At 58.9% G+C, this 21,617-nt stretch carries 16 protein-coding genes and 6 pseudogenes; 10 read left to right on the top strand and 12 right to left on the bottom strand.

Going from position 1 to position 21,617, the window contains the following annotated elements:
- Nucleotides 1-6: 6 nt before the first annotated feature.
- A pseudogene (locus tag RQ479_RS23660) lies at nucleotides 7-547 on the top strand (IS481 family transposase); the annotation flags it as partial.
- Between the two features lie 6 nt (nucleotides 548-553).
- Nucleotides 554-676, top strand: a pseudogene (locus RQ479_RS23655) (transposase); the annotation flags it as partial.
- A 369-nt stretch (nucleotides 677-1,045) separates the two neighbouring features.
- On the opposite strand, the gene RQ479_RS23650 reads toward RQ479_RS23655, so the two are convergent.
- Both RQ479_RS23650 and RQ479_RS23645 read right to left on the bottom strand, forming a co-directional pair.
- On the bottom strand, nucleotides 1,046-2,335 hold the full coding sequence (locus RQ479_RS23650; RefSeq protein ID WP_128288741.1) for an acetyl-CoA carboxylase biotin carboxylase subunit family protein: 1,290 nt from the start codon (nucleotides 2,333-2,335) through the stop codon (nucleotides 1,046-1,048).
- A 227-nt stretch (nucleotides 2,336-2,562) separates the two neighbouring features.
- Nucleotides 2,563-3,390, bottom strand: a complete 828-nt coding sequence (locus RQ479_RS23645) for an IS5 family transposase (RefSeq protein ID WP_376702821.1) — start codon at nucleotides 3,388-3,390, stop codon at nucleotides 2,563-2,565.
- A gap of 550 nt (nucleotides 3,391-3,940) precedes the next feature.
- Here RQ479_RS23645 and RQ479_RS23640 point away from each other — a divergent pair.
- A pseudogene (locus RQ479_RS23640) lies at nucleotides 3,941-4,128 on the top strand (IS110 family transposase); the annotation flags it as partial.
- Nucleotides 4,129-4,369: 241 nt separating this feature from the next.
- A pseudogene (locus RQ479_RS23635) lies at nucleotides 4,370-4,576 on the top strand (ISNCY family transposase); the annotation flags it as partial.
- A gap of 219 nt (nucleotides 4,577-4,795) precedes the next feature.
- On the opposite strand, the gene RQ479_RS23630 reads toward RQ479_RS23635, so the two are convergent.
- The 4 genes and pseudogenes from RQ479_RS23630 to RQ479_RS23615 form a co-directional block, all read right to left on the bottom strand.
- A complete protein-coding gene (locus RQ479_RS23630; protein WP_128288743.1) occupies nucleotides 4,796-5,335 on the bottom strand; it encodes an SET domain-containing protein-lysine N-methyltransferase in 540 nt (179 codons plus the stop codon).
- 206 nt (nucleotides 5,336-5,541) lie between these two features.
- Nucleotides 5,542-6,822: a KamA family radical SAM protein gene (locus RQ479_RS23625; protein ID WP_128288744.1), complete on the bottom strand. Its 1,281-nt coding sequence runs from the start codon at nucleotides 6,820-6,822 to the stop codon at nucleotides 5,542-5,544.
- A gap of 209 nt (nucleotides 6,823-7,031) precedes the next feature.
- A pseudogene (locus RQ479_RS23620) lies at nucleotides 7,032-7,160 on the bottom strand (aminocyclopropane-1-carboxylate deaminase/D-cysteine desulfhydrase family protein); the annotation flags it as partial.
- A gap of 53 nt (nucleotides 7,161-7,213) precedes the next feature.
- Nucleotides 7,214-7,928 (bottom strand): annotated as a pseudogene (locus tag RQ479_RS23615) (IS6 family transposase).
- Between the two features lie 573 nt (nucleotides 7,929-8,501).
- On the opposite strand from RQ479_RS23615, the gene RQ479_RS23610 reads away from it, so the two are divergent.
- The 4 genes from RQ479_RS23610 (at nucleotide 8,502) to RQ479_RS23595 (ending at nucleotide 12,799) form a co-directional block, all read left to right on the top strand.
- Nucleotides 8,502-9,260, top strand: a complete 759-nt coding sequence (locus RQ479_RS23610; RefSeq protein ID WP_164895663.1) for a class I SAM-dependent methyltransferase — start codon at nucleotides 8,502-8,504, stop codon at nucleotides 9,258-9,260.
- A 634-nt stretch (nucleotides 9,261-9,894) separates the two neighbouring features.
- Nucleotides 9,895-10,671 carry a condensation domain-containing protein gene (locus RQ479_RS23605; protein ID WP_128288746.1) on the top strand — a complete coding sequence of 259 codons (777 nt, stop codon included), beginning with the start codon at nucleotides 9,895-9,897 and terminating at the stop codon, nucleotides 10,669-10,671.
- A 37-nt stretch (nucleotides 10,672-10,708) separates the two neighbouring features.
- The gene (locus RQ479_RS23600; RefSeq protein WP_128288747.1) at nucleotides 10,709-11,761 is read left to right on the top strand and encodes a KamA family radical SAM protein; all 1,053 of its coding nucleotides are present in this window, start codon (nucleotides 10,709-10,711) and stop codon (nucleotides 11,759-11,761) included.
- A gap of 156 nt (nucleotides 11,762-11,917) precedes the next feature.
- Entirely contained in the window at nucleotides 11,918-12,799 is an 882-nt protein-coding gene (locus tag RQ479_RS23595; RefSeq protein WP_128288757.1) for a MurR/RpiR family transcriptional regulator, read from the top strand.
- 472 nt (nucleotides 12,800-13,271) lie between these two features.
- On the opposite strand, the gene RQ479_RS23590 is transcribed toward RQ479_RS23595, so the two are convergent.
- From RQ479_RS23590 to RQ479_RS23580, 3 genes are read right to left on the bottom strand one after another with little or no spacing between them, the layout of a single operon-like run.
- A complete protein-coding gene (locus tag RQ479_RS23590) occupies nucleotides 13,272-14,948 on the bottom strand; it encodes an IS66 family transposase (RefSeq protein WP_128288748.1) in 1,677 nt (558 codons plus the stop codon).
- A gap of 44 nt (nucleotides 14,949-14,992) precedes the next feature.
- Nucleotides 14,993-15,253, bottom strand: a complete 261-nt coding sequence (gene tnpB, locus RQ479_RS23585; RefSeq protein ID WP_206622052.1) for an IS66 family insertion sequence element accessory protein TnpB — start codon at nucleotides 15,251-15,253, stop codon at nucleotides 14,993-14,995.
- A gap of 23 nt (nucleotides 15,254-15,276) precedes the next feature.
- Nucleotides 15,277-16,734, bottom strand: a complete 1,458-nt coding sequence (locus RQ479_RS23580; RefSeq protein ID WP_245486645.1) for an ISKra4 family transposase — start codon at nucleotides 16,732-16,734, stop codon at nucleotides 15,277-15,279.
- Between the two features lie 131 nt (nucleotides 16,735-16,865).
- Here RQ479_RS23580 and RQ479_RS23575 point away from each other — a divergent pair, with 131 nt between their 5' ends.
- Entirely contained in the window at nucleotides 16,866-17,315 is a 450-nt protein-coding gene (locus tag RQ479_RS23575; RefSeq protein WP_376702820.1) for a hypothetical protein, read from the top strand.
- A gap of 87 nt (nucleotides 17,316-17,402) precedes the next feature.
- Here the strand turns inward: RQ479_RS23575 and RQ479_RS23570 are convergent, their stop codons facing one another.
- The 3 genes from RQ479_RS23570 to RQ479_RS23560 form a co-directional block, all read right to left on the bottom strand.
- Nucleotides 17,403-18,026: a hypothetical protein gene (locus tag RQ479_RS23570; RefSeq protein ID WP_376702819.1), complete on the bottom strand. Its 624-nt coding sequence runs from the start codon at nucleotides 18,024-18,026 to the stop codon at nucleotides 17,403-17,405.
- Between the two features lie 202 nt (nucleotides 18,027-18,228).
- On the bottom strand, nucleotides 18,229-18,951 hold the full coding sequence (locus RQ479_RS23565; RefSeq protein ID WP_376702818.1) for an SMC-Scp complex subunit ScpB: 723 nt from the start codon (nucleotides 18,949-18,951) through the stop codon (nucleotides 18,229-18,231).
- A gap of 2 nt (nucleotides 18,952-18,953) precedes the next feature.
- Nucleotides 18,954-19,910 (bottom strand): DUF1403 family protein, encoded by a 957-nt coding sequence (locus tag RQ479_RS23560; protein ID WP_376702817.1) that lies wholly within the window; start codon nucleotides 19,908-19,910, stop codon nucleotides 18,954-18,956.
- Between the two features lie 1,101 nt (nucleotides 19,911-21,011).
- Between RQ479_RS23560 and RQ479_RS23555 the strand changes: the two genes are divergently transcribed.
- Entirely contained in the window at nucleotides 21,012-21,611 is a 600-nt protein-coding gene (locus tag RQ479_RS23555) for a DUF1326 domain-containing protein (protein WP_376702816.1), read from the top strand.
- Nucleotides 21,612-21,617 lie beyond the last annotated feature (6 nt).

Below are 21,617 nucleotides of genomic sequence, written 5' to 3'. Positions count from 1 at the left end.
TGCACTATGGGCCAGGTTCTGCATGGGAGCGCCACAACGACAGAGGCGATCCCGTCGAGCGATACAACATAGTGAAGCGAGCCTGAGGTCGCTTTCGAAGCGCTATGGCATCAACCCCAAGACGGTAGCGAAATGGAAGAAGCGGAGTTCGACCGCCGATCTGCCCGCCGGCCCCAGGGAGCCGAGATCGACGGTTCTGTCTGCCGGAGAAGAGGCCGTTATTGTGGCCTTCCGCCGCTACACGCTGCTGCCGCTCGACGATTGCCTCTACGCGTTGCAGCCGACGATCCCGCATCTGACGCGCTCTTCATTGCACCGCTGTCTGCAGCGCCACGGCATCGGCCGATTGCCGGATGTCGAGGGCGACAAGCCGGCGAAGAAGAAGTTCAAGGCCTATCCGATCGGCTTCTTCCACATTGATATCGCGGAGTTCCGAACCGAACAGGGCAAGTTACACATGTTCGTCGCCATCGACCGGACGACCTCGAAGTTCGCCTTCGTCGAACTGCACGAGAAGGCTCCGACAGCCATTTCCAAAGAGTTTCTGCTGCGGCGCGAGCGGGATTGGGAGATGCGAGCGGGGAACCGTCGAACTTCGCGTTCCCAAGCTCAGGAAGGGCTCCTACTTCCCGAGCTTCCTCGAACCGCGCCGCATGCCGAGAAGGCGCTCGCCGCCCCAGGAAGCCCTGTTCGAAGGCAGCACGGCTGCCCTCCTGCTATAGAAGCTGCTCGAGAAGATCATTCGGTATCCAGCAGGTTCTTTGCGTCGGTTATAGTGGGAATGCTTATTACCCATTAAGCCCGCCCGCACACGGAATTCCCGACAATCTCGATGCTGCATGAGCTCGCCAGATTTTGGGACCTGCCGCGCATCACTATATCGGCCTGCGGCATGTGAATGGCCGCACCTGAGACAGGCATGACACAAGTCCGCACTTGATCACACGTCCAAAGTTCAATCTCTCCTTGCAATACGGCTGGCATCCAAGTTTAACATTCCTCGCGCGTATGAGCGCCGGATAACGCTTAACCTGCCTTCGCGCTGTTAGCTGGAGTTCGCAACGGAACCGTTCGGACGCGATGAAAGTCCTTGCTCCGCGGATTGTTCCTCGCCGCCGTCGGTCGGAAATGGTGTGATTGACCAATCGATTAAGTCAACGGCAGTCTGAAGTATTGCCTCAGTCCCAGCAAGTGTGGGTGAAACGGCGATGATGGATCCGATACAGTCGCCCCAATCGCCTTTCCTGACGATCGGCGTCTTAGGTTCAATCTCCAATTTCACCTCTACGACACCTGGTACTGCAGCTGCCCGGGTGTCGCCATTGATCCAATCGAAGATGCCGTCCCGATCAGGAATCAGGCGCCGCGCGACCGCGGTGTGCGAATTCGTTCTGCGTAAATTCCATTGGTCGCCGATGACAAGCTTGATGTGCTCGGTGAAGAGATCGATACCGTATGCCAGTTGAACCAGCCGAGGATTGGGCCCACCCGGAAGGCGTGGATTGACCTCGATGACGACTGGACCACGCTTTGTCCAGCGGAATTCGATGTTCGTTGGCCCCCAGCCAAGGCCGAGAGCTCGCAAACAGCTCCGCGAAACATCGGCGATTCTTTGATACTCCTCATCAGTTAGCGGGGCCGGAAAGGTCAACTGACGAAAAACGAAATGCGGTGGGCGATCGAAGTCAACTGTCTCAACCCCGACGACTTCAGTTCCCATGATGTCAGCGCTATAGAATGGGCCATTTGCAAATTCTTCGACCATTACCCTCGGCGAGGACCGCCATATGTGCTTCCCACCAAAGAGATAGGTCGTATGTTCGGCCACCTCATCGGCGTTGCGGCACAATTTGACACCGCTGCTGCAGCTGCCCACAGCTGGCTTAAGAACTACCGGCAACCCAATCTCCGCGGCAGAGCTTCCTATGTCCGTCGCATCCGCAGCCAAGCGGTAAGCAGGCACCGGAACGCCGGCCTCCGCGAGGAGCTGACGTTGGACGAATTTGTCGCAGCATCTTTCAATGGATGCGGGGTTCGGTCCCGGCAGATCGAAATATTGGCAGAGCTTGCCAACTGTGGCATAGAACGAGTCCCCGGCGCACGTAATGCCAACAATGTCATACGTCCCATTTAGCCGGGAACATTCGCAGATCAGCGCATCGAGATTGTCTGTATCTACCCGGATCGCCTCAATGCTTTCAGTTGCAATATAGCCGTACCGACCTGGATCCGCTGACAGCATAATTGGATGAAGACTAAGACGTCGGGCCGCTCGAACATATAGTAGAGTTTCATTAACGAGGCCGTCAAGCAGGATGATCGCTCTTGTTGCCATTGGATTTTATCTCCATTGCATGTTGTGCGACGGCCTAGAATAAGTTGGCGTCAGCTTTTCGAGCCGCGCCCCGGCCTCACACGTTGTGGGGAAGGTAGCATTATTAGCAATTTGCGGTCGCAAAGATTCTATGAAGTTTATTTGAAGGATGCGTTGCTACGAGCGGTGTTCCACGTTTGGCATCAGCTGGCGTTTTGGCGCCGCCCCGTAAGAGTCCGTTTGGAAATTCACGGATGAGCGGTTCTTCGTAGGAGGTTGCCGCCCATGGCGACGAGGATCATGGCGTGAGAGACATCGATGCGCTGCTCGTAGTCGCGCACGAGGCGTCGCCATCGGGTCATCCAGCCGAAGGTGCGCTCGACGACCCAGCGGCGGGGCAGAACCTGGAAGCCCTTCTGGTCGTCGGATCGGCGGATGATGTCGATGACGAAGTCGAGATAGGCGGCCTTGTCCATGAGCTTGAGCCGATCGTAGGCGCCGTCGGCGAACAGATGCTTCACCCAAGGCCAGCGCTTGCGGATGCCGTCGAGAACGGCCTGCGCGCCAGCGCTGTCGGAGATGTCGGCTGGCGTCAGGTTGACCATCAGGAGCCGCCCGTCGGTATCGACTGCAATGTGGCGCTTGCGGCCGACGATCTTCTTGCCGGCGTCATAGCCTCTTTGCACGCCAGGGGCTGAAGCCTTCACCGACTGGCTGTCGATCACCCCCGCCGTGGGACTGGCCTCGCGCCCAGCCCGCTCGCGATCCAGCATCAGCATCACGTCGTGGATGGTCTGGAACAGAAAGCGCCGCGCCAGTTCACGGAACCAGCCATAGACCGTCTGCCAAGGCCCGAAGTGGATCGACAGCATCCGCCAGCCGCAACCGGAGCGGACCAGGTAGCGCACGGCGTTGATCACCTCCCGGAAATCAACCTCGCGCGGACGGCCCCGACGCCCGGGCTTGGGCATCAGCGGGGCGATCTGGTCCCATTCCTCGTCCGTCAAATCAGACGGGTAACGCTTGGTCTTCTTGGCGATCTGGGCCATCCGCCCACGGCTCTGTTTGGTCCACATCCACAGCTTGAACACAAATCGCCTGACCGCAAAACCCCAACCCTCGATTTTCCAAACGGCCTCTAAGAGTGCAATTTGTGGGTGATCATACGGTTTGGCTGCAGACGTTGCTCATTGCCTCGATGTGCCACACCGCGAGCCCTCCCCAGCTGACATCGGCGCGGATCAGGGAGGCGTTGACATGAACAACCTCGCCCTTGGCTATCTTTGCGTCGATGCAAGCCCTGTTCGCTCGAACATCCGGCGAGTGCGAAGCCTGCAAGCATCAGTCGACCGGCGATCGTGCATAGATCTCACGGGCCGATAAAAGCGCCCCGGTCGCGATAAACCTGCCGCCAAATCCCATCATAGGGCGGCTGGGCGCGCGGCATCCTGTCCGAGGCGCGGGTCCTGCGCATCGCTCAGCTGCACCGCATCGGCTGCCGTGGGGCTTTTCCTCCTGACACGAATGCGCAAACCGTCGTGTTGCGGTCCTTTTACGTCAGTAGCCTGATCGCGATCAAAGCAATGGGAGAGTTTGCCACGTCTGAAATCAACTGCCGCACGTTGCCTTTTCGGGCTGACCTCGCGGCTGGCAGCCGGGCTCTTCGATCGACGTTGACGGTCGCATCTCGAAGGCTGACGAAGCGGACGTGCGGCGCGCGCTCTACGAAGAGGCGTCAGGTTTGATGACGCGCTGCAAGGGCAGGGACAAGGTCAAGAGCTGGGGCCAGGAGATCGAAACGCTCCTGCCACCGCAGCTTCAAGGCCAAGCAAGAGCATCTCTCCATCAACGCGCAGTCCTGCGTAATGCAGCGCCGCGCCGGGACTGTCTGCGGGGGATACGCCTTGGTCTAGCCTAGTGCGCGTCCATAAACGGCAAGCTGCTGATATTATTGAATGAATCCTGATTTTTGGTAGGCAAGGCCCGGCGGGTTCAGATACACTTCGAGATCAAGCCACTGATTCCAAAGCGTTTCTGCCACCGCCGGAGCCGACAATGCGCCAAGAACGCACCGTCCAATCCAGTGTATTTGATCTTTTCGCCGGACACGAGATCGGCTGTGAATTGAAAGCCATGTCGCAATGGCTGGACGAGCATCGCGAGCTTTTGAGCCTGGTGACGCGGGACCTGCGCCGGCACGATCTCAAGGAGACCGGCCGCGAGGGCCTGCCGGCGGAGGCTGTGCTGCGCTGCGCGCTGCTCAGTCATCGGGCTGCGTTCAGGAGCACGCCGGCGAGCGCCGGCCGATACCCCATGACCCCATTGCCGCCAGATCGACCCCCGGCCGCAACCTCCATGCCCTTGTACCATCACGCGTCCCCAAAACATCGCTTCAGCAGGCCAAAGACCACTGAAAACTCCGGGAAAACAGCCGTTTATGGACGCGCACTAGCCTAGGAACCGATAAAGGGGAAAACACCCTTATCGTCTTCGGCGGTTGCCCACCTTCTCATTAAGATACGGTGCGTACAGTCCGGATACGACCATCGGATGGTCGTGAGGCAACGTGGCGAAACCTCCAGCTGCACCTCGGCAGTTTTCCGCCTCACAGAGACAGACTGATACCCCGAGGCACGAGAACTCTGAGGTCGCATAGTCCCATGTCACTTCGACATCAGTGAATATTTCACGGATCGCCACGAAGTCGTAGGCTCCAAATCGATTAGGAACAACTGCCAAATTGGGGTCGCAAGAATGGTTGATAATGACAGCTGGTTGCTCAAAGAGAGCATGGACATCCCGCTCCAGTTGAATGGAGTCTGTCGTTCGAGCCGTCTCCAGACGGGCAATCAGCCCAATGACAACGACCTCGCCCGGCATGAAGTCGCGAGCCGAGAACACGCCGCGCCCTTTATCTTCACTTACGTCGCGGACTTTTACATTATGGTCATTGAGTCGCCTTGCGCAGCCAACGTCGTCTAGTATGATAGAAGTGGTTTTTTTAATTTGTGGTCTCGGCATGCCAAAACTCCTTTCATGAACATGGGTCGGTTCTGCCGAGGTGCCATATTTCTGTTGAAACGGCCTCGACAAGATGGTGTTTACAAAGAACTTCCGCAGCAGCTCCCGCGCTCAATCTTTCGACATGCTCCCGGCAAACAGATTCCATAAACTCTCCTAGGAAGGCAGTGCTCATGCGCGATGCAGTGTGCCGCAGAGTCGTCTATTCAACCCGCCGCCGATCTGGCTTGAGCAGCCTGAACCGCATCGGTCAGCATGCGTTTGGCGCGCTGGGGATCTAACCACGCGGCCTGCGCATTTCGTGATAAAGATTGCAAAGGATCCGGATATATGAACAGCTGCTCCGGCCGGACAGAAGGAGCCCGGTAAACAGCAATCCCTGTCTGTCTATTATAATGCTCGAAGCTGTGAATGTCGCGTTTTCCGCCGCCCCCGGGCGTGTCGACAGCAAACAACGGGGTGTTGTACCCAGCCGTGATGCCGCGTACTGCCTTTTCTATCTGACAAGCAAGGCTGATCGAGCAGCGCATGTGCTCGAGTCCGTCGACAAGATCACAAGCGAACACGTAGTACGGCTGTATATGCAGGTGCGAGAGTTTTTTGACTAGCACTTTCATGACCAGGGGATCGTCGTTGACGCCAGCCATCAGAACCGACTGATTGCGCATCCTTATTCCGCGCTTGAAAAGAAGTTCTGCAGCCGCGATCGTGTAGTGGGTGATTTCTCGCGGGTGGTTGAAATGGGTATGAAGTGAGATGTCTACGCCCTGATTCCGGCCAGCGTCGCTAATATTGACAAGAGCATCAGTCCATTCATGATCGCTCGTGACTTTCATAGGCAGTACGGCGAGACCTTTCGTAGCGAATCTGATGTGGCGAATTGAGGAGATGGACAGAAGTCCCCTGCCAATCGCCAAAAATTTAGAAGGACTCAGTCGAAAGCAGTCCCCTCCCGAAACCACCACATCAACGATGACGGGGGTTGCACGAAGATACGCAAGGATAGCATCCCATCGGGTTTGAAATGGCGAAGCCCTTTTCTTCGACACCGATCGAGTATCTAGGCCCACGCTGTAACTTCGGGTGCAAAAACGACAATAGACCGGGCAACGATCCGTCGCGAGTAAAAGCGCCTTGTCAGGATAGCGATGCACCAATCCATCTACAGGCGAACTTTCTTGTTCATGTAGCGAATCCATTCTTATTAACGGGTGAGATGGAAGAATCTCGCTTCCGACGGGTATGAACTGCTTGCGGATTGGGTCTTGGAGGAAGTTCGACCAGTCGATTAGGTTCAGAACATAGGGTGTGATCCGCATCGCCATAGGCGCGCGCGAGAGGCCGAGTTCAACGTCTTGTATCAGGTTGCCGTTGGCGCCGCCTCCCATCAACTCGCGCAACTGGTCCACGTGAGTAACAGCACTGCGCTCCTGCCATGCGGCGTCAGCGAATTCGGGTCTTATCATCTCTTGCAGTACAGGTTTCATCGGCACTTCTCTCGGGCGGGAAAGGGGAAATTGGACGGGTTCTCCACAGTCCGTGACGCATATATGGATAACTATGCGAGAACCGTGCCGAAAGCAGATAGTTCTTTTGGAAGCAACATGTTAGCGCTAGCACTACATATTTCCGCCCTCTGAAATGTCGAAAATCCAACAAAAGATGTCTGCCTGGTATGGACGCTCCAACACGCTGCTTTCATGCCCATCTTGTCGGCGACCGCTGCCACCATCCGGGTGCGGTTGGACTGCACGCCCCCGACGGTGACCAGCGTATCGGCATCTGACGCGATCGCATCGGGAACGATGTATTCGAGCTTGCGCAGCGGCGATGTCACGTTTTCTGGCTATGAACGCGCTGAGAGCTACGGCGCTGTTGTCAGCTGACCACGGTTACGACTTTCCATTCCGCCATGGCCTGCAGGCGGTGAATATGTGTGGCGAGAGCGGAGCGTTTTGAGCGAGGTGGAACGAAGAGGTTGCGCAGAGCCGAGAAGATCGAGACGAAACGCTGCAGGCTTCCTGGCGACCGGAAGCCCTGCATCACCCGCTCTCGTTTTCGCAGCGGCACATGGGAATTCTCGGCGCGGTTGTTCAATCCTTTGTGTGACCGGTGCTCGACTGTGTGACCGGTGCTCGACGTCCGGCATCACCTGACGCTTGGCCGCCCCATACGAGCGCAGCTTGTCAGTGATCATGCGCTTCGGTGCGACGCCCTGTTTCTTCAACAGGCGCGTCAGCAATCGCTTGGCCGCCTTGGTGTTGCGGCGGTTCTGGACGATCTCGTCGAGGACCTAGCCGTCCTGATCGACGGCGCGCCATAGCCAGTGTTTTCGGCCAGCAATGGTGATGACGACTTCGTCCAGGTGCCAGATGTCATCGCGGCTCGGCTGCTTGCGGCGCAAGCGGCGAGCATAATCGGGCCCGAACTTCTTGCCCCAGCGGCGGATCGTTTCGTAGGAGACCACGATGGCGCGCTCCAGCAGCATTTCCTCGACCAGACGCAGGCTCAAGGGTAACCGGTAGTAGAGCCAGACCGCATGGGCGATGATCTGCGGCGGGAAACGATGGCGCTTGTAGCTGATGGCAGGCATTATCATGCCGCCGTCCCTATGCAGCAAATGCTGACGCACGGTTTACGTGACAACACCCCCACGCCTCATCGACAAACTCACCCGCGCGCAACTGCTCATCCTCGATGACTTCGGAACTCACAGCCTCACCGACCAGAGGTCTGCTCAGGCTTCCCTCGCGTTCGGCCCGCTGGATCGCTCGACTACCCGAGGCGGCCTTTTATCATGAGGCTTCGATCCGACCAGTTACCCAGCCAAACCGCTCGTCAGCTTCCACATCAATCGACAATTCTCTGGATGGAGTCTTCCTCCACTTGCGATACTCGCCTTCGAGCCGCACCGAGAGAAGCGGGCTGGGAGCGCCGATTATGCTTGTTCCGCAACGCTGCTGCTTATTGCGGAGACGCAAGGTTAGAAAAGCAAACCTTCACAGGGTGCTCCCTGACCTGTCAGTCATTTCACAAACTTAACGAAATATTGACAATTGTTCACTTTCAACATGTCCGGTCACGTGCGAAACAAAGCGGGCGTGGAGATAGCCTCTTTCGCAGATCATGTAACCTAAACGAAGCCACCCCAGAACGGATGATTCACATGAACGATGCCACACCCCCACATTCCCTATCCGAACTTGAAACATACTTCAGTGAAGATTATTTGCATTTCGCGGACCTCGTCAATCCGCGTGAGAAAAGCGACCGGGAAGCAGGAGCAATTTGGAAGCTTCTTTCACTTGAACATGGCAGCCCAGTTCTTGAACTCGGATGCGGCTATGGCCGGATTACCAATCGGTTGGCGGAAAAAGGCGCGCGAGTAACCGGCTTGGATGCCTCGCCGACTTTGCTGAAAAAAGCGGAAGCGGATGCGGCTGAACGGACTGTGGATGTTGAGTATGTTCTTGGCGACATGCGCTCACTTCCCTGGCGGGATCGGTTTGACGCAGCCTATCTGTGGTATACTACGTTTGGCTATTTCGATGAAGCCGATAATGAGAGAGTCCTTCGTGAAGCCGCTGCTTCACTTCGAAAGGGCGGTCGTCTGCTGATCGATCAGATAAATCGCTTCTTTTTGCTGCGCGAGCAGTCGCCTAGCTGTGACGTCGTGCAACGCGACGATGATTTAAGGATTGACACAATCAACAACGACCCGCTGACCGATCGTCTAAACTGCGAAAGGATCGTCGTCCGTGGCGGTTCCGTGAGACGTATGCGTCTTTCTGTCAGACAATATGGGTATTCCGAATGCGTTCGTATGTTGCAAAATGCGGGGTTCGATTCTGTTGAAGCCTATGGACAGGAAGGCGCGGAGTTTACACCCTATGGCCCGCGTCTCGTCGTAGTCGCGTACAAGTAGATGGCTGCGAGGCCGATTTGAAGCCGAGCATTGATCGCGGGGCTCCGAGCAGCGGTCATCGGCTGGGTTGCTGACGCCAGCCTGATTCGAAGTAACCACCGTTGACGGACGATACAATGAACCTGCGCGCGCTCATGGACAAGGGCCCTGAGCCGGCGAACGCCACATGCGCAAGCCGTGGCCGCGAGTGAGCCTGAGTGCGCCGACCTGCTGGAAAAACGCGTGGCCAGATTTCAAGCGAAGTGACAACGCCTCTCCTCGCCATCGATGCCCGCGACGGCCCCGATTTTAACTTTCGATCTTGAGCGCGCTGGCCGGCCCACCGTGGTCGTTTTGGGCACAAACCGACGAGCCCACAACCAAACGCGTCGACGAATGGATGAAGAAAACATCCCATGAGTGCCGAATGACGACCGTCTTGGACGTCGGTGTATTGAGCAGTGTCGAGTGGACGACGTCAATGTTCGGAACCCGACATGCTGAGGCGCAAGTATTCCGGAAGTGCGGCGCTGAACGGAGGGTTTTGCCCTTTTGCTTGCACAACCTCTCCGGTGGCATGCCGATTGCACAGTAACATGCCGAGGAACGCGATACGACCACAACGGTTTCGCTGCCTCCGGCCAAGGAGGGCCACATGAAACTTGCCCTAACGATCCAAATCATTGCCATAGACACTGCACTCTCGAGTGAGGTCTCGCCAGTTGTAGCTTTGGCGCGTCGGTTGCGGGTGCTGCTGTCATTTCCTCAGCAGGGGGTGTGGTTATTGTGGCGTCTGGCGTGCGGTTGCGAGATCTGTCGCATCCAGATGGAGCTATCGCTTCCCGGCGAACTCGATGAGACGGCGGCCTTGGGCGTTTTGGTGGCGCATGATGAGGTGCTATGCGTCACTTTCCCGGCGAAGGACGGTCTGGCAGCGGCAGCGGACGCGGAAGTGATACTCGCGGAGCTGAAGCTCCATGGAGCACAGGCGGCCAACCATCATGTGCTGCTGATCACTATGGACCAGATGGTCGTGGACGACCGGTCGGAAAAGATCCTGGCCCGCGAACTTAGGGAGCTCTACGCCGCGGCCACGAACCGGCAGGAGCCGTTGCGAATGAGGTATGCGGACCACGCCATTTGGCAGCGCAGTTGCTCAGCGAGGGCGGGCGTTGGGCGTCAGCCGGCATACTGGTGGATACTGGCGGACACATCAAAGATGCTAGAGCTGCCGACGAACCGGCCGCGTCCGATGCAGCAGGGCTACAGGTGCTGCCACGTCGACTTCGCGCTGCGCGAGGAACTGGCCGCACAGCTGAAGACGCTGAGCCGGCGTTGCGGGGACGACGGTGTTCGTGAATCTGCCGGCGGGTTACCCGTTGACGCTGGCGCGGTTGTCGCGCGGGACTCAGCGCCGACTCACGCTTGCTAATTGTCTTTCCTTAACTCCGGCCGGAGCCCAGACTCTCATGAATTTTATCGAGCGAACGCGCGTCGTTACCGAAGGTGAGCTGCGAGCTAACGGAATTACGCGTTATCATGTCACAAAATTCTACCGTGAACAGATCACCAGCAGCGGTTACTACGATCAGCTTAAGTACATCGTGGAGCCCTCACTTAAGGAGTTCGACAGCCCCGGCAATCTGGATACGAGCGGCGAACACGACAACACGGTGGTGCGCGGACTTCAGCACAAGTATGCCCAGACGGGATTGATACTGGTGACCGCCCTTTGCGCTTCGTACTGCCGTTATTGCTTTCGCAAACGCATTGTCGGTAACGACTCGGACGAAATCGCACCTGATTTCGCACAGATTGCGCAATATATTGGTGACCATCCTGAGATGACGAACGTGCTGTTATCGGGTGGTGACCCGTTCGTGCTTAGCACCGGCAAGCTGAACGAGATCCTCGATCAACTGCTGCCGATCCCACATTTGGATTCGATTCGATTCGGCACAAAAATGCTCGCTTATGAGCCGAAGCGGTTCGAAGATCACGCTCTACCGGCCTTGATTCACCGGATTCATGAAGCGGGTAAGGCCGCAATGGTCGTCACACATTTCGACCACATCGGTGAAATCTCGGTCGATGCGGAACGCAACATTCGCTCTTTGCGCGCACAGGGCGTGCAGTTCCTCAACCAGGCCGTGCTTCTCGCGAAAGTCAACGATGATCCCGAAATCTTGGCGGCGACCTTCGCCAAGTGTCACCAAATAGGCGTCCGCCCATATTATCTTTTCCAGGGCAGGCCGGTGAAAGGCGCATCGCATTTTCAGGTCACACTGCGGCGCGGACTAGAGATTGCGCACGGCATCAACCAACGTCTCAGCGGCATCCAAAAGACATTCAAATACATCATGTCCCATTACACCGGAAAGATCGAGATCCTTGACCTCGGAGCCGATGGCCGGGTGTACATGCGCTATCACCAAAACAAGACCCCGGAAAAGATCGGAAAAATCTTTTCGCGGCCGGACCGCGAGGGCGCCTGCTGGTTGGACGATTTGCCCGAAGGATGAAAACCGAAAGGCGCGTAATGCTCAGTACCTATCCAAAGCGAGCGTCCCGCCGTTTCATGCGATTGCGCAGCGAAGCGGCGCTGGAGGCTTTACCGGTGCTGTCACATTGTAGCGCGGCAATTCCAGAATTTGCAACAACGACAGGTAAGCATGGCTATTGAAAAGGGACCGCTCGGGGAGACGCTCCTCAAGGCTTTCGACGGAATGTCGGAACAACTGCAGAACGCGGCCCGCTTTATTCTCGATCGCCCATGTGATGTCGCTCTTCTTTCGATGCGTGAACAGGCTCGGCAAGCCGGCGTACAACCTGCAACAATGACGCGTCTTGCTAAGCATCTTGGGCTGCGGGGGTTCGACGATATTCGCAACATGTACGCTGAAGCGTTGCGGGATGCAGGTGCTCGATTGCCTGGAATGGCAGGAAAACAGGTTGCGAACCGAAAGCAAAGGGACGATAACGCGCTTGCTGCAGAGATGCTCAATTCGGTCGCAAGGCACATTGCGCAGCTTGCGCAGGCGTCATCCCTTGATCGGATAGTGTCAGCGGCAGCATCTCTGGCTAAGGCCCGCACGATCTACTGTCTTGGACTGCGTTCCAGTCATCCAGTGGCTTGGCAGTTGCAATATATTCTCAGTGTCGTCGGCGAGAAATCGGTGCTGCTGGATGGGATTGCGGGCACAGGGAGCGACGCTATTAGAAACGCTTGTGAAGATGACGCTCTGCTTGTCGCAAGTGTCCACCCGCATACACGGGCGACGTTTGAGTTAGCAAAGTACGCCAACTCTGTTGGAATTTCAGTTATTGCTATTACTGATAGCGAGGTCTCCCCTTTGGCACGCATCGCAGAAACCACCGTCGTGGTTTCGACGAATAGTCCATCATTATTTCATACGATGACCCCTGCTTTTGCAATTGCCGAGATTCTGGGATCTCTCATTGCGGCCCGTGGGGGTGATAAAGTACTGGAAGCCATCGAGTGCTTCAAAAAACAACTCGCAGCACTCGACACGCATTTGAAACGAGTCAGACCCCAGTAGGCCTCGGCCAATCGCAAGGCGACAATCTGGAAGAGAGGCGCTCTCACGTTGATTGCCGCGCCGCAGCCGCAGTTCGTCCAAAGACAGGAGATCTTCCTGGTAGGTGGCCCACAGGCGCTCGATGCCTTTGCCGACACGCGTGAGGTCGCGTTCAGCAGCCCCCTGCCGTTTCTTTGTGGGCTCGCACGCGGGGCCGCATCAAGGCGACGGTCAGGCTTGGCTGCCGAGAAGACTGAGGTGGAGACGCTTCAGTGATTCTCGGAGGATCGGATGAACGTGCACAAAAATGCTCGTCTGACGCGACACCGTCGAGAGCGAATCGTCAGACAAGTCGAGAGCGGGCAAGCGCTGGAGGCCCGCAATGTACTTGTAAAGCCGGATCCGGCGGGCGTGTCGTACGCATACGACGAAGGCCGCATGATTGGCACGCGCGCGTGCGTGCGGCGGGCTCTATGATGGCGATGCGTGAAGGTCAGGCGGCCTGCTGATTGGCGGGCTTGTCGGCTTCGCGCAGGCGCTTCCAGTGCCAGGGCAGTAGTTCGTGCAGACGTGAGGTGGGAAGATCGGCAATGCGGGCCAGGACATCGGCGAGCCAGGCTTTCGGGTCGACGTCGTTGAGGCGTGCCGTGGTGATGAGGGTAAGCATGACGGCGGCGCGGTCGGCGCCGCGCTGGGAACCGGCGAAGGTCCAGTTGCGCCTTCCCAGAGCAATGCCGCGCAGCGCTCTTTCGGCCGCGTTGTTGCTGAGGCAGATCCTGCCGTCGTCGATGAAGCGGGCGAAGTCGGCCCAGCGCCTGAGCATGTAGTTGATCGGCTTCAGGACCTCGGAAGAGCGCGAGAGGGTATCGCGCTCGCGGAGCAACCAGACGTGCATGTCGTCGAGAAGTGGTTTGCTTTTCTCCTGCCGCACGGCATACCGCTCGTCCGCGCTGCGGCCGTTGATGGCGCGCTCGATCTCGAACAGCGCGTCGAGGCGCCTGACCGCCTCCAGCGCGATCGGTTTGCCCTTCTTGCCATCTCGGGCCTTTTTCGCGATGTCGGCCAGTTCGAAGAATCCTCGCCGCGCATGGGCGTAGCAAAAGGCGGGCGTGATCGGCTGCTCCTTCCGCTGCGGGTCGAACAGCGGCTCGAAGCCACTGTAACAGTCGCACTGAAGAATGCCGGCGAACCCGGCCAGATGCTTCTGAGGACGCTCGCCACGTCGGTCGCTCGAGGCGTAATAGATCGCCGCCGGCGGCGCAGGCCCGGCGAAGGGACGGTCATCGCGCGTATAGGTCCATATGCGCCCGGTCGCGCACTTGCCCTTCGCCAGGATGCGAATGGTGGTGTCGTCGCCATGAAGGCGCTCGGCCGCGAGCACATGGCGCTCGATCAGCTGGAAGAGCGGCATGACGGCGGAGGTTCCGTGGCCGACCTGATCGGCCAGCGTCGACAGCGGCAGGTCGATCCCCTCGGCCTTGAAGCGCGCGCTCTGGCGGTTGAGTGGAGCATGCATGCCGAACTTGTCAAACAGGATTGTCGCCAGCAGTCGGGGACCGATGAAGCCGCGCGGCGTGGCATGGAACGGCGCCGGCGGCTGGGTGATCTTCTCGCAGTCGCGGCAGGTGAACTTTTCGCGCACCGTCGCGATCAGCTTGAAGCGGCGCGGGATCTCCTCCAGCGTCTCGGTCACGTCCTCACCCAGTTTCGACAGCCGCGATCCGCCGCAGCAGGCGCAGGCAGTTGGAGGGTCGATGACGACGCGCTCGTGTTCGATGTCATCCGGCCATGGCTTGCGCACCGGTCGCTTGCGCGTGAAGGGGCGCACCGTCTGCGTCTTCGCCGCCGCGGCCTGCGCGGCAAGCTCGTCCTCGGTCGCCGAGGTGACGAGGTCTTCGAGTTCCAATTCCAACTGCTCGATCAGCCGCGCCGTGCGCTCGGAGCGCTGCCCGTACAATTCGCGTTTCAGCTTCTCGATGCGCAGCTCGAGATGCGCAATCCGCGCCGCGGTGTCGGACAGCATGGCCTGCGCGTTGGCGGCTTCAGCCTGCCAGTTGGCAGCATCCGCGACCGCCACATCGCGTTCAGCCTGCAACGCCTCACGTTCAGCCAGCAGCGCCACGTAGGCGCTGGCAAGATCCGAGGGGAGCTCAACCGGCTTCGAAGTCATATGCCGATTGAATCACATTCCATTGTATTTTCAACTAAAAAATGCTACCCAACCCGAGCTGGGCGCCAGGTTTCCTGAGGGTTCCGCCAGTCTATGCCAGACAAGAGATAACTCAGCTGTGCAGAAGATACTGTCACAGCTCCACCCTCAACTGTTGGCCATATGAAGCGGCCGAGCTCGAGTCTTTTTGTGAACAGGCATGCTCCTTGGCCATCATGCCAGATGACCTTCAACAAATTTCCGCGTTTCCCCCTGAAGCAAAACAGGTTGCCCCCAAGGGGATTATGTTTGAGGACCTCCTGCACCGAGACCGGTAACTTCTCTGGGGTCAGGCGGCGCGCAGGAGTGGCGGTCTGGGCTTGAATAGTGGTGGGACGTTCGGCTCTGTCTGTCGGAACGATGCCCGCAATCGATCGCGAAGCTCGCCGTTGAGATCTGCCGTGCGGACCTGCATGAGCATGTGAGCGCCGTGAAGCGACCATCGCATCTGCTGTTTCTTGACCATCCGCTTACCGACGAGTGAATTCACTGCTGACTCAGCCAAGGTCGTGGCGACGCGAAGCCCGGCTCGGTAGCGCTTGCCATAGTTGATGATCGCGCCGCGGTTCGATCGGATATAAGTCAGGAGCTGCGAGCCGAGGCTGTGAAGACGGACGACGGAGAACTCGCCGCCTCCCTGCAAATCGATCACTCTCTCCAAGAGTTGTTCCAGGTCGCGGATCGCGCGATCGACCCGCCCATGCCACAGACGCCACTTCACCGCTCTGATGTCCTGGTCGATGAGGGGAAGCGCTTCCGAGAGACCCGATGGGGATCGAGCCATATGATCGGCGATCTGCTGCATCGGCTGGATCTTCATGGCGATGTGGAACCAGTCGATGATGTGGGCCGTCGGCTTCGGCATTGCGCGGGGCAGCCGCTTCAGGATTTCGGCGCCGTCCGAAATCACGGTCACATCGCCAAAGCCGCGGTAACCTACTTCCCGAAGGGCATGAAGCGCACGATCCCGGATTGCCCGTTGGTCCGTGCTGCTGGTCACGAAATAGCGGCCGCCACCTTCGCCCCGCCCGCCGCGGCCGCATCGGGCCACGACGAGCTCGAAGTTGCGCGCTGAATTGGGATCGGCGCTGCGAACATGCGCAGTATCGATGCTGATGACGAACTCTTTGCGGCGATCGCCGGGCAGCTGCATTTCAAGCTGGCGTCGTTCGTCCGTTTGCGCCCTTGCGTGCAATTCTTCGTCAGCAACCTGGTCGTCGAGCCGTTCGCCAATCCTGATGGTTCGCTTGCGCACGGTGGCATGCGTCTCGGTCGGCTCAACAGGTAGGAATTCGGCAAGCACATCCGCTGCCCGTCGGTACGGCATCATGCTCCCCAGCCGCGCCGTCAGTTCCATCAGCTCGGATGTCGCTCGATCGGGGCAGATCTCCTTCAGCGGCGCGAAGGCAATGACCATGCCCGGGTAACAATCTCGGCACATCATCCAGCGAGGATTGCGCACCTCCACGGTGCCGAAGACGGTCCGGATCTGGCGCGTCGTGTAGTCCTTGACCGGCCGAAACCTGTGGCAATCCGGGCAGACCCGGCGAAAGAGCGAATACGTCTCCGCCTCGTGGTTCACAACCGCGCTCTGCAGCGCCGTCATGATCGTCTTACCATCCTCGATCGACAGGCCAAGGTCGCCGTCAGACAGGCGGTTCCAGCTCTTGTCGATGCGAACCGCCTTCCGGCAAACGTCACCGAACTCGTTCCTGCCCTCGATCGTGATCGTCCATTCCACCGCCATCGCATTCTCTCCGAACAAAGCGACGCTGATGGACTACGCAGGCCTAATAAACCGTATTCGACCCCAGAGAAATTACCGGTCTCCTTGTTGAAGGTGCAGGGGCGCTCCGCGGCATTATTCTGCACAAATTGATGGAAGAGCTACTCACGCAGCTCGCTGAGCCAGACCCCAACCATCTGGAAGGGCGTGCCCAAGCCCTTGCGGACCAGCTGATTGCCGCAGATGCATCAAGACCAGATCCGGCCGAGATGGCCGCGACCGCGATGCGCACTTTCGCGATTCCTAGTCTGAAGCCCTACATAGCCGACATGGTGCCCGAAATCCCCCTTTACGGCGCCCGATCTGAAACATTGCTCGTTTCTGCCCGTGCCGATGCGATAGCCTTCGACGCTGGCGTCGCTGTCGCTGCATTCGACTGGAAGAGCGACATTGCGCCATCGCCGGCCGACCGCCAGGCCTATGCGGGCCAGTTGCTGGAATATCTCGAGCTTCTGGCGCTTGATCGGGGCGCAATTGTCTTCATGACGTCAGGTGAAATCCAGTGGGTGAACTGCAAACGCACGAACGGCGACAGCGAATAGGCAGCTGGTATCGCGGCCAGAGGCCCTCGCCCAAGGACGCCGGCACTTCGCCAGGAGACGCACGGCGTTGCGTGCCCCTGTCTTTTCTCAAGTCGGGCGTTGAGCGAAGGCGGCTTCGATATGCTCGACCATGGCTTCAGCGGCCGTCTCGAGTTCGGCCAGGTCATCCTTGCTGATCGAACGCTCCTGGCCTTCATGGTCGTAGCCGTAGCGGTGGACGCAGTCATGACGAACCGGCAAAAAGGCCATCAGCGTCGCCTTGACCTGTTTGTTGGGGAAGATGGTGAAGCCCAAAGCGCCCCGGTAGTAATTATCTATCTTCACAAAGTTATGGTAGGGCAGCTCACGCAGGCGTGTGAGCACCCAGTCGCGGTATGCGGCAGGATTGGCCGCCAGTTCGGTGACCGGAATCTTTTCGCCGCTCCATTCCTTGTTGTTCTTCACCAATGCCGACATTATCGCCGTTTCATCCATGACGACTTTGATCAATCGATCGCTGAGATAGGCCTCCATTGCGGAGAAATATTGAACAAAGAGCATTCTGTTCAACGCCCGGATCGGGCTTTCCAGCTCGCTCGCGATGTAGTCGATGTCATAGGTCGCAAACTTGAAAATTGTCGCGGGATCACGGATCAACTCCTGCTTGTGATCGGCGGTGGCCTTCGCAAAATCTTGCAGGAGCTCATCAGCAGGTTTTTCAATAGCGCGCATGAGGATGCCATATGCTCAAAATACTTGTGGTCTAATGCTTAGTACTCAATCCGCATTGTTAACAAGCGTACGCTGCAATTAGGAAATATTTGACGCGACCGTAGGAAGGCGAGCGGCCAACAGGGCGGCGGCTGAGTAATGTCCCTTATGACCGCTTTGCCGTCAACGGCATGCTATATGGTCGAAATCCAGGGACAACGGCTCAAGATATTTTGTCTTCCATGACCTCGGTCACCGACCCTTCGTCGTCGTCGTGATTTTCTCTGCCCGCCAATCCTGTCAGAATATCTCCCGCCAGAAGTTTCTCCTTTGAAAGCAGGCCGGCGTCCTCGAGCGCCTCGAAATCCGGCAGCTGGCGCAGCGTGTCGAGCCCGAAGTGCGACAGGAAAGTCTTGGTCGTCACATAGGTATAGGGCGCACCCGGCTGCGGGCTGCGCGGCCCCGAGGCGATGAGGTCCTGTGCGCGCAGCACACCGATCAGATCGCGCGACACCTCCTTTCCGAAGAAGGAAGACAGCTCGCCACGCGTGATCGGCTGGAAATAGGCGATGCACATCAAAACCAGCGCCTCCGCCTGCGACAGTTCTTTTGCCCGCTCGCCCGCTGCCGTGCCGAATGCGGCGCGGATGGCGTCGCCAAAGATCTGTCTGGTCCGGTGCTGCCAGCCGCCGGCGACCGCGACCAGCTCGTAGGGGCGGCCGGCGAGCTCGGCGCGAATGTCGTCGATGATCAGCTCGAGATTGCAGTTTTTTCCCACCACCCGCGCGAGGACACCGCGTGTCACCGGTTCGCTGGCCGCAAAAATGACCGCTTCGACGCGGCCCATCCATTCGCGCCAGCGCAGCTCCGGCGGCAGGTGGGCGAGTTCGGTGTCAAGCAGCGCCGGCTGATCGTTCGGCTTGTGGCGGGCGGACGCTTCGCTCATCGCTACAGCCCGAACAGCCGGAATGTGGGGCGGCCGGAGAGCTCGCGCACGGCCTCCAGTTGCTGCAGCCGTTCGAACAGCCGCCGCGATGCAAAGCGCGACAGATTTTTCGTCGTCAGCGATCCGGAGACGGCGTCCTCACTGAGCAGCAGAAAGATTACGTCGCCGGCGCCTTTGGCGCGCAGTTTCGGCGCCACCGACAGGAGTTTTTCGGCCCGGCGCGACAGCTCGGCGGCCAACCGACAAGCGTCCGCGGCGGCCGTAACGAGCGCGACGCAAACCGCCCGCTCAAAATTCTTGTCCCCGGGCCGGATGCGCCGGCCAGCGCCGGCCTCGCCGCGAAAAGCCGGACCAAAGGCTTGCGCCATCAGCAGCGGCAGCGGCCGCGGCCAGCGCAGGCTTTGCGCCAGCACCAGGTCGGCGAGCCACCAGGCCAAAAGCTCCGCATTGGGGCGCATGGCGACGACGCGAGCGGCGATCGCCGCCGCGGCGAACGGCGCCGGCTGCTCCGAGCGCGCCAGGTCGTCGATGTGTTCACAAAGCGTGGCCAGCGCCTCGACATCCCAATGGAGGCCAAGCTGGTTGAGTATCTTCTCGAGCCGGTCAGGGGTAGCGACGGGCGGCTGCCCGGCCAACTGCCGCCAGGCGCCAAAGATGGTGCCGGCGGGACCGGGGTCGGCACCGGCCTGGCGCAGATACCAGGCGTCGCGCAAGGCGGCCGCGTCCTCGGCGCGGCCGGCGAGCAGCATGCTGGTGGCGGCGCAGCGAAGCGCCAGCCGCTGCCGCCAGGCCCCGGCCCAGGCAGGTTGCGCGCGGCCGAGCGTGTCGAGGACACCCAAGGCGGCGCCGGCCCGGAAGGCGGCGTCGCTCTCGCTCGGCGCGCTGGCAATTGTGATCGCCCAGGCCGGAACGGAGGGCGGCGCAGAAGAGCTGGCGGTCGAGGGATCAAGGCGAATCATGATCTGGAGGGTAAAGCGGCTGTGCGCTTTGCGCCATCAATTTCGCACCGAAACGCACAGCCTGTCGGATCAGCATAATGAATGATAATGTTGCATTATCAATCTCTTCACGAGTTCGTCCCTGCTAAGCCATCCGGCCAACAAGTAAGTCTCGACAGGGCACCTTTTTGCGCAGCCGGACGAAACTCCGTTCGGAAATGTGCCGGCTCGCGGCGTAGGAGCCTGCTCAGGTTCAGATGTCATGAAGGCATCTAACGCCCGATCTGCCGCGCAACTTCGGTCCCATATTCATTGCCGACGGGGTATCTGAGGGCGACGTTTTTTGCGGGTTTTTCCTGGTCGGCGCTTTGGAGGTGATGCTGGCGCCGATTGTCACAGGCTACTTCACTATCTGTTCCTTGACCGATGAGATCTTTTGCGCTGCGGCGCTCCCGTCTTTGCTGTGGGTCACCTTCTGACCCAAGCCCCAACGTACACACGCGGGAGTGTCCTACAAGCCATCGGTTTCGACAGATAGGATGGATTGGGCAGGCGAGCCCAAAAGCTGCGAGCTTAGAGCGGTTATAAATCGTAGTTGTAGCTGTGTAACAAACTGTGTAACAAAAAGCGCGAAAAGACTAGTATTTTCAGTATCATAGGAGTGAAAGGGAATCCCTCCCTCTCCGCCAGTGATCCTAATTTCATTCTCTTGATTTTTGCCTGCCTAACTCAGCCACAAATGCTCGTGAAGCCGCGGAGCTCAATTGCGGCCCGGCGTTAACCCTTGGCCCGCTAGATCGTTGACGAAGCAGCCGAGCGGTGTTGCGGAAGGTTGTCAGTTCGCAGTGTGGGTCAAGCGAGTGTCAACCGCATCGTGTATTTGGTGATCGACCAGTCGCGAACCTACCCACGACCTCATCGATCACATGGAACGGAGCAAGAAACCACTTCCGTGGTCGCACTGGATGGCGGCTGGGTTCTGTTGCGAGCAGTTGCTGATCAAAACGCGGTAACTTCGGTCTGGGGCGGCAAGTCCACCAAAATCAGCGAGCGATGCACTAACTGCTGGAGTGCGCCCCGCCTTCGACGTATAAATGGCTCTATATTCCGGGAGGAAGAGCCATGAATGCAGTGCCTCAATGGCGGCTCGCAGGCGACTGGTTCGACATCTGCAGCTGCGATATCCCTTGCCCTTGCGAGTTCGCCCAGCGGCCGACCGGCAATCACTGCCAGGGCGTGCTCGCCTGGCATGTACGCGAGGGTCAGTATGGCGACGTGAAGCTCGACGGCCTGTCGCTGGTGGCGCTCGGCGAGTTCGAAGGCAATCTATGGGCCGGCGAGGCAAAGGCCGTGATGGGCATGTACCTCGACGAGAAGGCGAACGAGCGGCAACGTGAAGCCCTGCAGGCGATCTTCGGCGGGCAGGCTGGCGGCTGGCCGGCGGGTTTTGCCGCCAACATCGGCGAGATGCGTGGCATGGAGTTCGTGCCGATCACTTTCGAGGTGGCGGGCGTCGGGCATGCGGAAGCGCTTTCAGGTCCCACGACACCACCCGGCAAGCGGGTGCAGACGATCAACCCGCCGGGCTCGGAGGTCGGCCCGGGCCAGGTTGCCACCTGGGGGCGTTCGGTCGAGGTGAGCACCAAAGGCTTCGGGCTCGACTGGACGGGCACGGCCCGCTCAAGCAAACACATTCCGTTCGACTGGACCGGCCCGAACTAGGGACGT

Origin of the sequence: Mesorhizobium sp. ISC25, assembly GCF_042295465.1 — a bacterium.
GTDB lineage: Bacteria > Pseudomonadota > Alphaproteobacteria > Rhizobiales > Rhizobiaceae > Mesorhizobium.
Note: the sequence above shows the minus strand (reverse complement) of the source record. Positions and strands in the feature narration are given on the sequence as shown.

Bases quoted from the DNA above. Each gene is read 5' to 3' on its own strand.
- RQ479_RS23650 (WP_128288741.1), bottom strand. From the start codon at position 2,335: ATGGCAACAAGAGCGATCATCCTGCTTGACGGCCTCGTTAATGAAACT.
- RQ479_RS23645 (WP_376702821.1), bottom strand. From the start codon at position 3,390: ATGTGGACCAAACAGAGCCGTGGGCGGATGGCCCAGATCGCCAAGAAG.
- RQ479_RS23630 (WP_128288743.1), bottom strand. From the start codon at position 5,335: ATGCCGAGACCACAAATTAAAAAAACCACTTCTATCATACTAGACGAC.
- RQ479_RS23625 (WP_128288744.1), bottom strand. From the start codon at position 6,822: ATGAAACCTGTACTGCAAGAGATGATAAGACCCGAATTCGCTGACGCC.
- RQ479_RS23610 (WP_164895663.1), top strand. From the start codon at position 8,502: ATGAACGATGCCACACCCCCACATTCCCTATCCGAACTTGAAACATAC.
- RQ479_RS23605 (WP_128288746.1), top strand. From the start codon at position 9,895: ATGAAACTTGCCCTAACGATCCAAATCATTGCCATAGACACTGCACTC.
- RQ479_RS23600 (WP_128288747.1), top strand. From the start codon at position 10,709: ATGAATTTTATCGAGCGAACGCGCGTCGTTACCGAAGGTGAGCTGCGA.
- RQ479_RS23590 (WP_128288748.1), bottom strand. From the start codon at position 14,948: ATGACTTCGAAGCCGGTTGAGCTCCCCTCGGATCTTGCCAGCGCCTAC.
- RQ479_RS23580 (WP_245486645.1), bottom strand. From the start codon at position 16,734: ATGGCGGTGGAATGGACGATCACGATCGAGGGCAGGAACGAGTTCGGT.
- RQ479_RS23575 (WP_376702820.1), top strand. From the start codon at position 16,866: ATGGAAGAGCTACTCACGCAGCTCGCTGAGCCAGACCCCAACCATCTG.
- RQ479_RS23570 (WP_376702819.1), bottom strand. From the start codon at position 18,026: ATGCGCGCTATTGAAAAACCTGCTGATGAGCTCCTGCAAGATTTTGCG.
- RQ479_RS23565 (WP_376702818.1), bottom strand. From the start codon at position 18,951: ATGAGCGAAGCGTCCGCCCGCCACAAGCCGAACGATCAGCCGGCGCTG.
- RQ479_RS23560 (WP_376702817.1), bottom strand. From the start codon at position 19,910: ATGATTCGCCTTGATCCCTCGACCGCCAGCTCTTCTGCGCCGCCCTCC.
- RQ479_RS23555 (WP_376702816.1), top strand. From the start codon at position 21,012: ATGAATGCAGTGCCTCAATGGCGGCTCGCAGGCGACTGGTTCGACATC.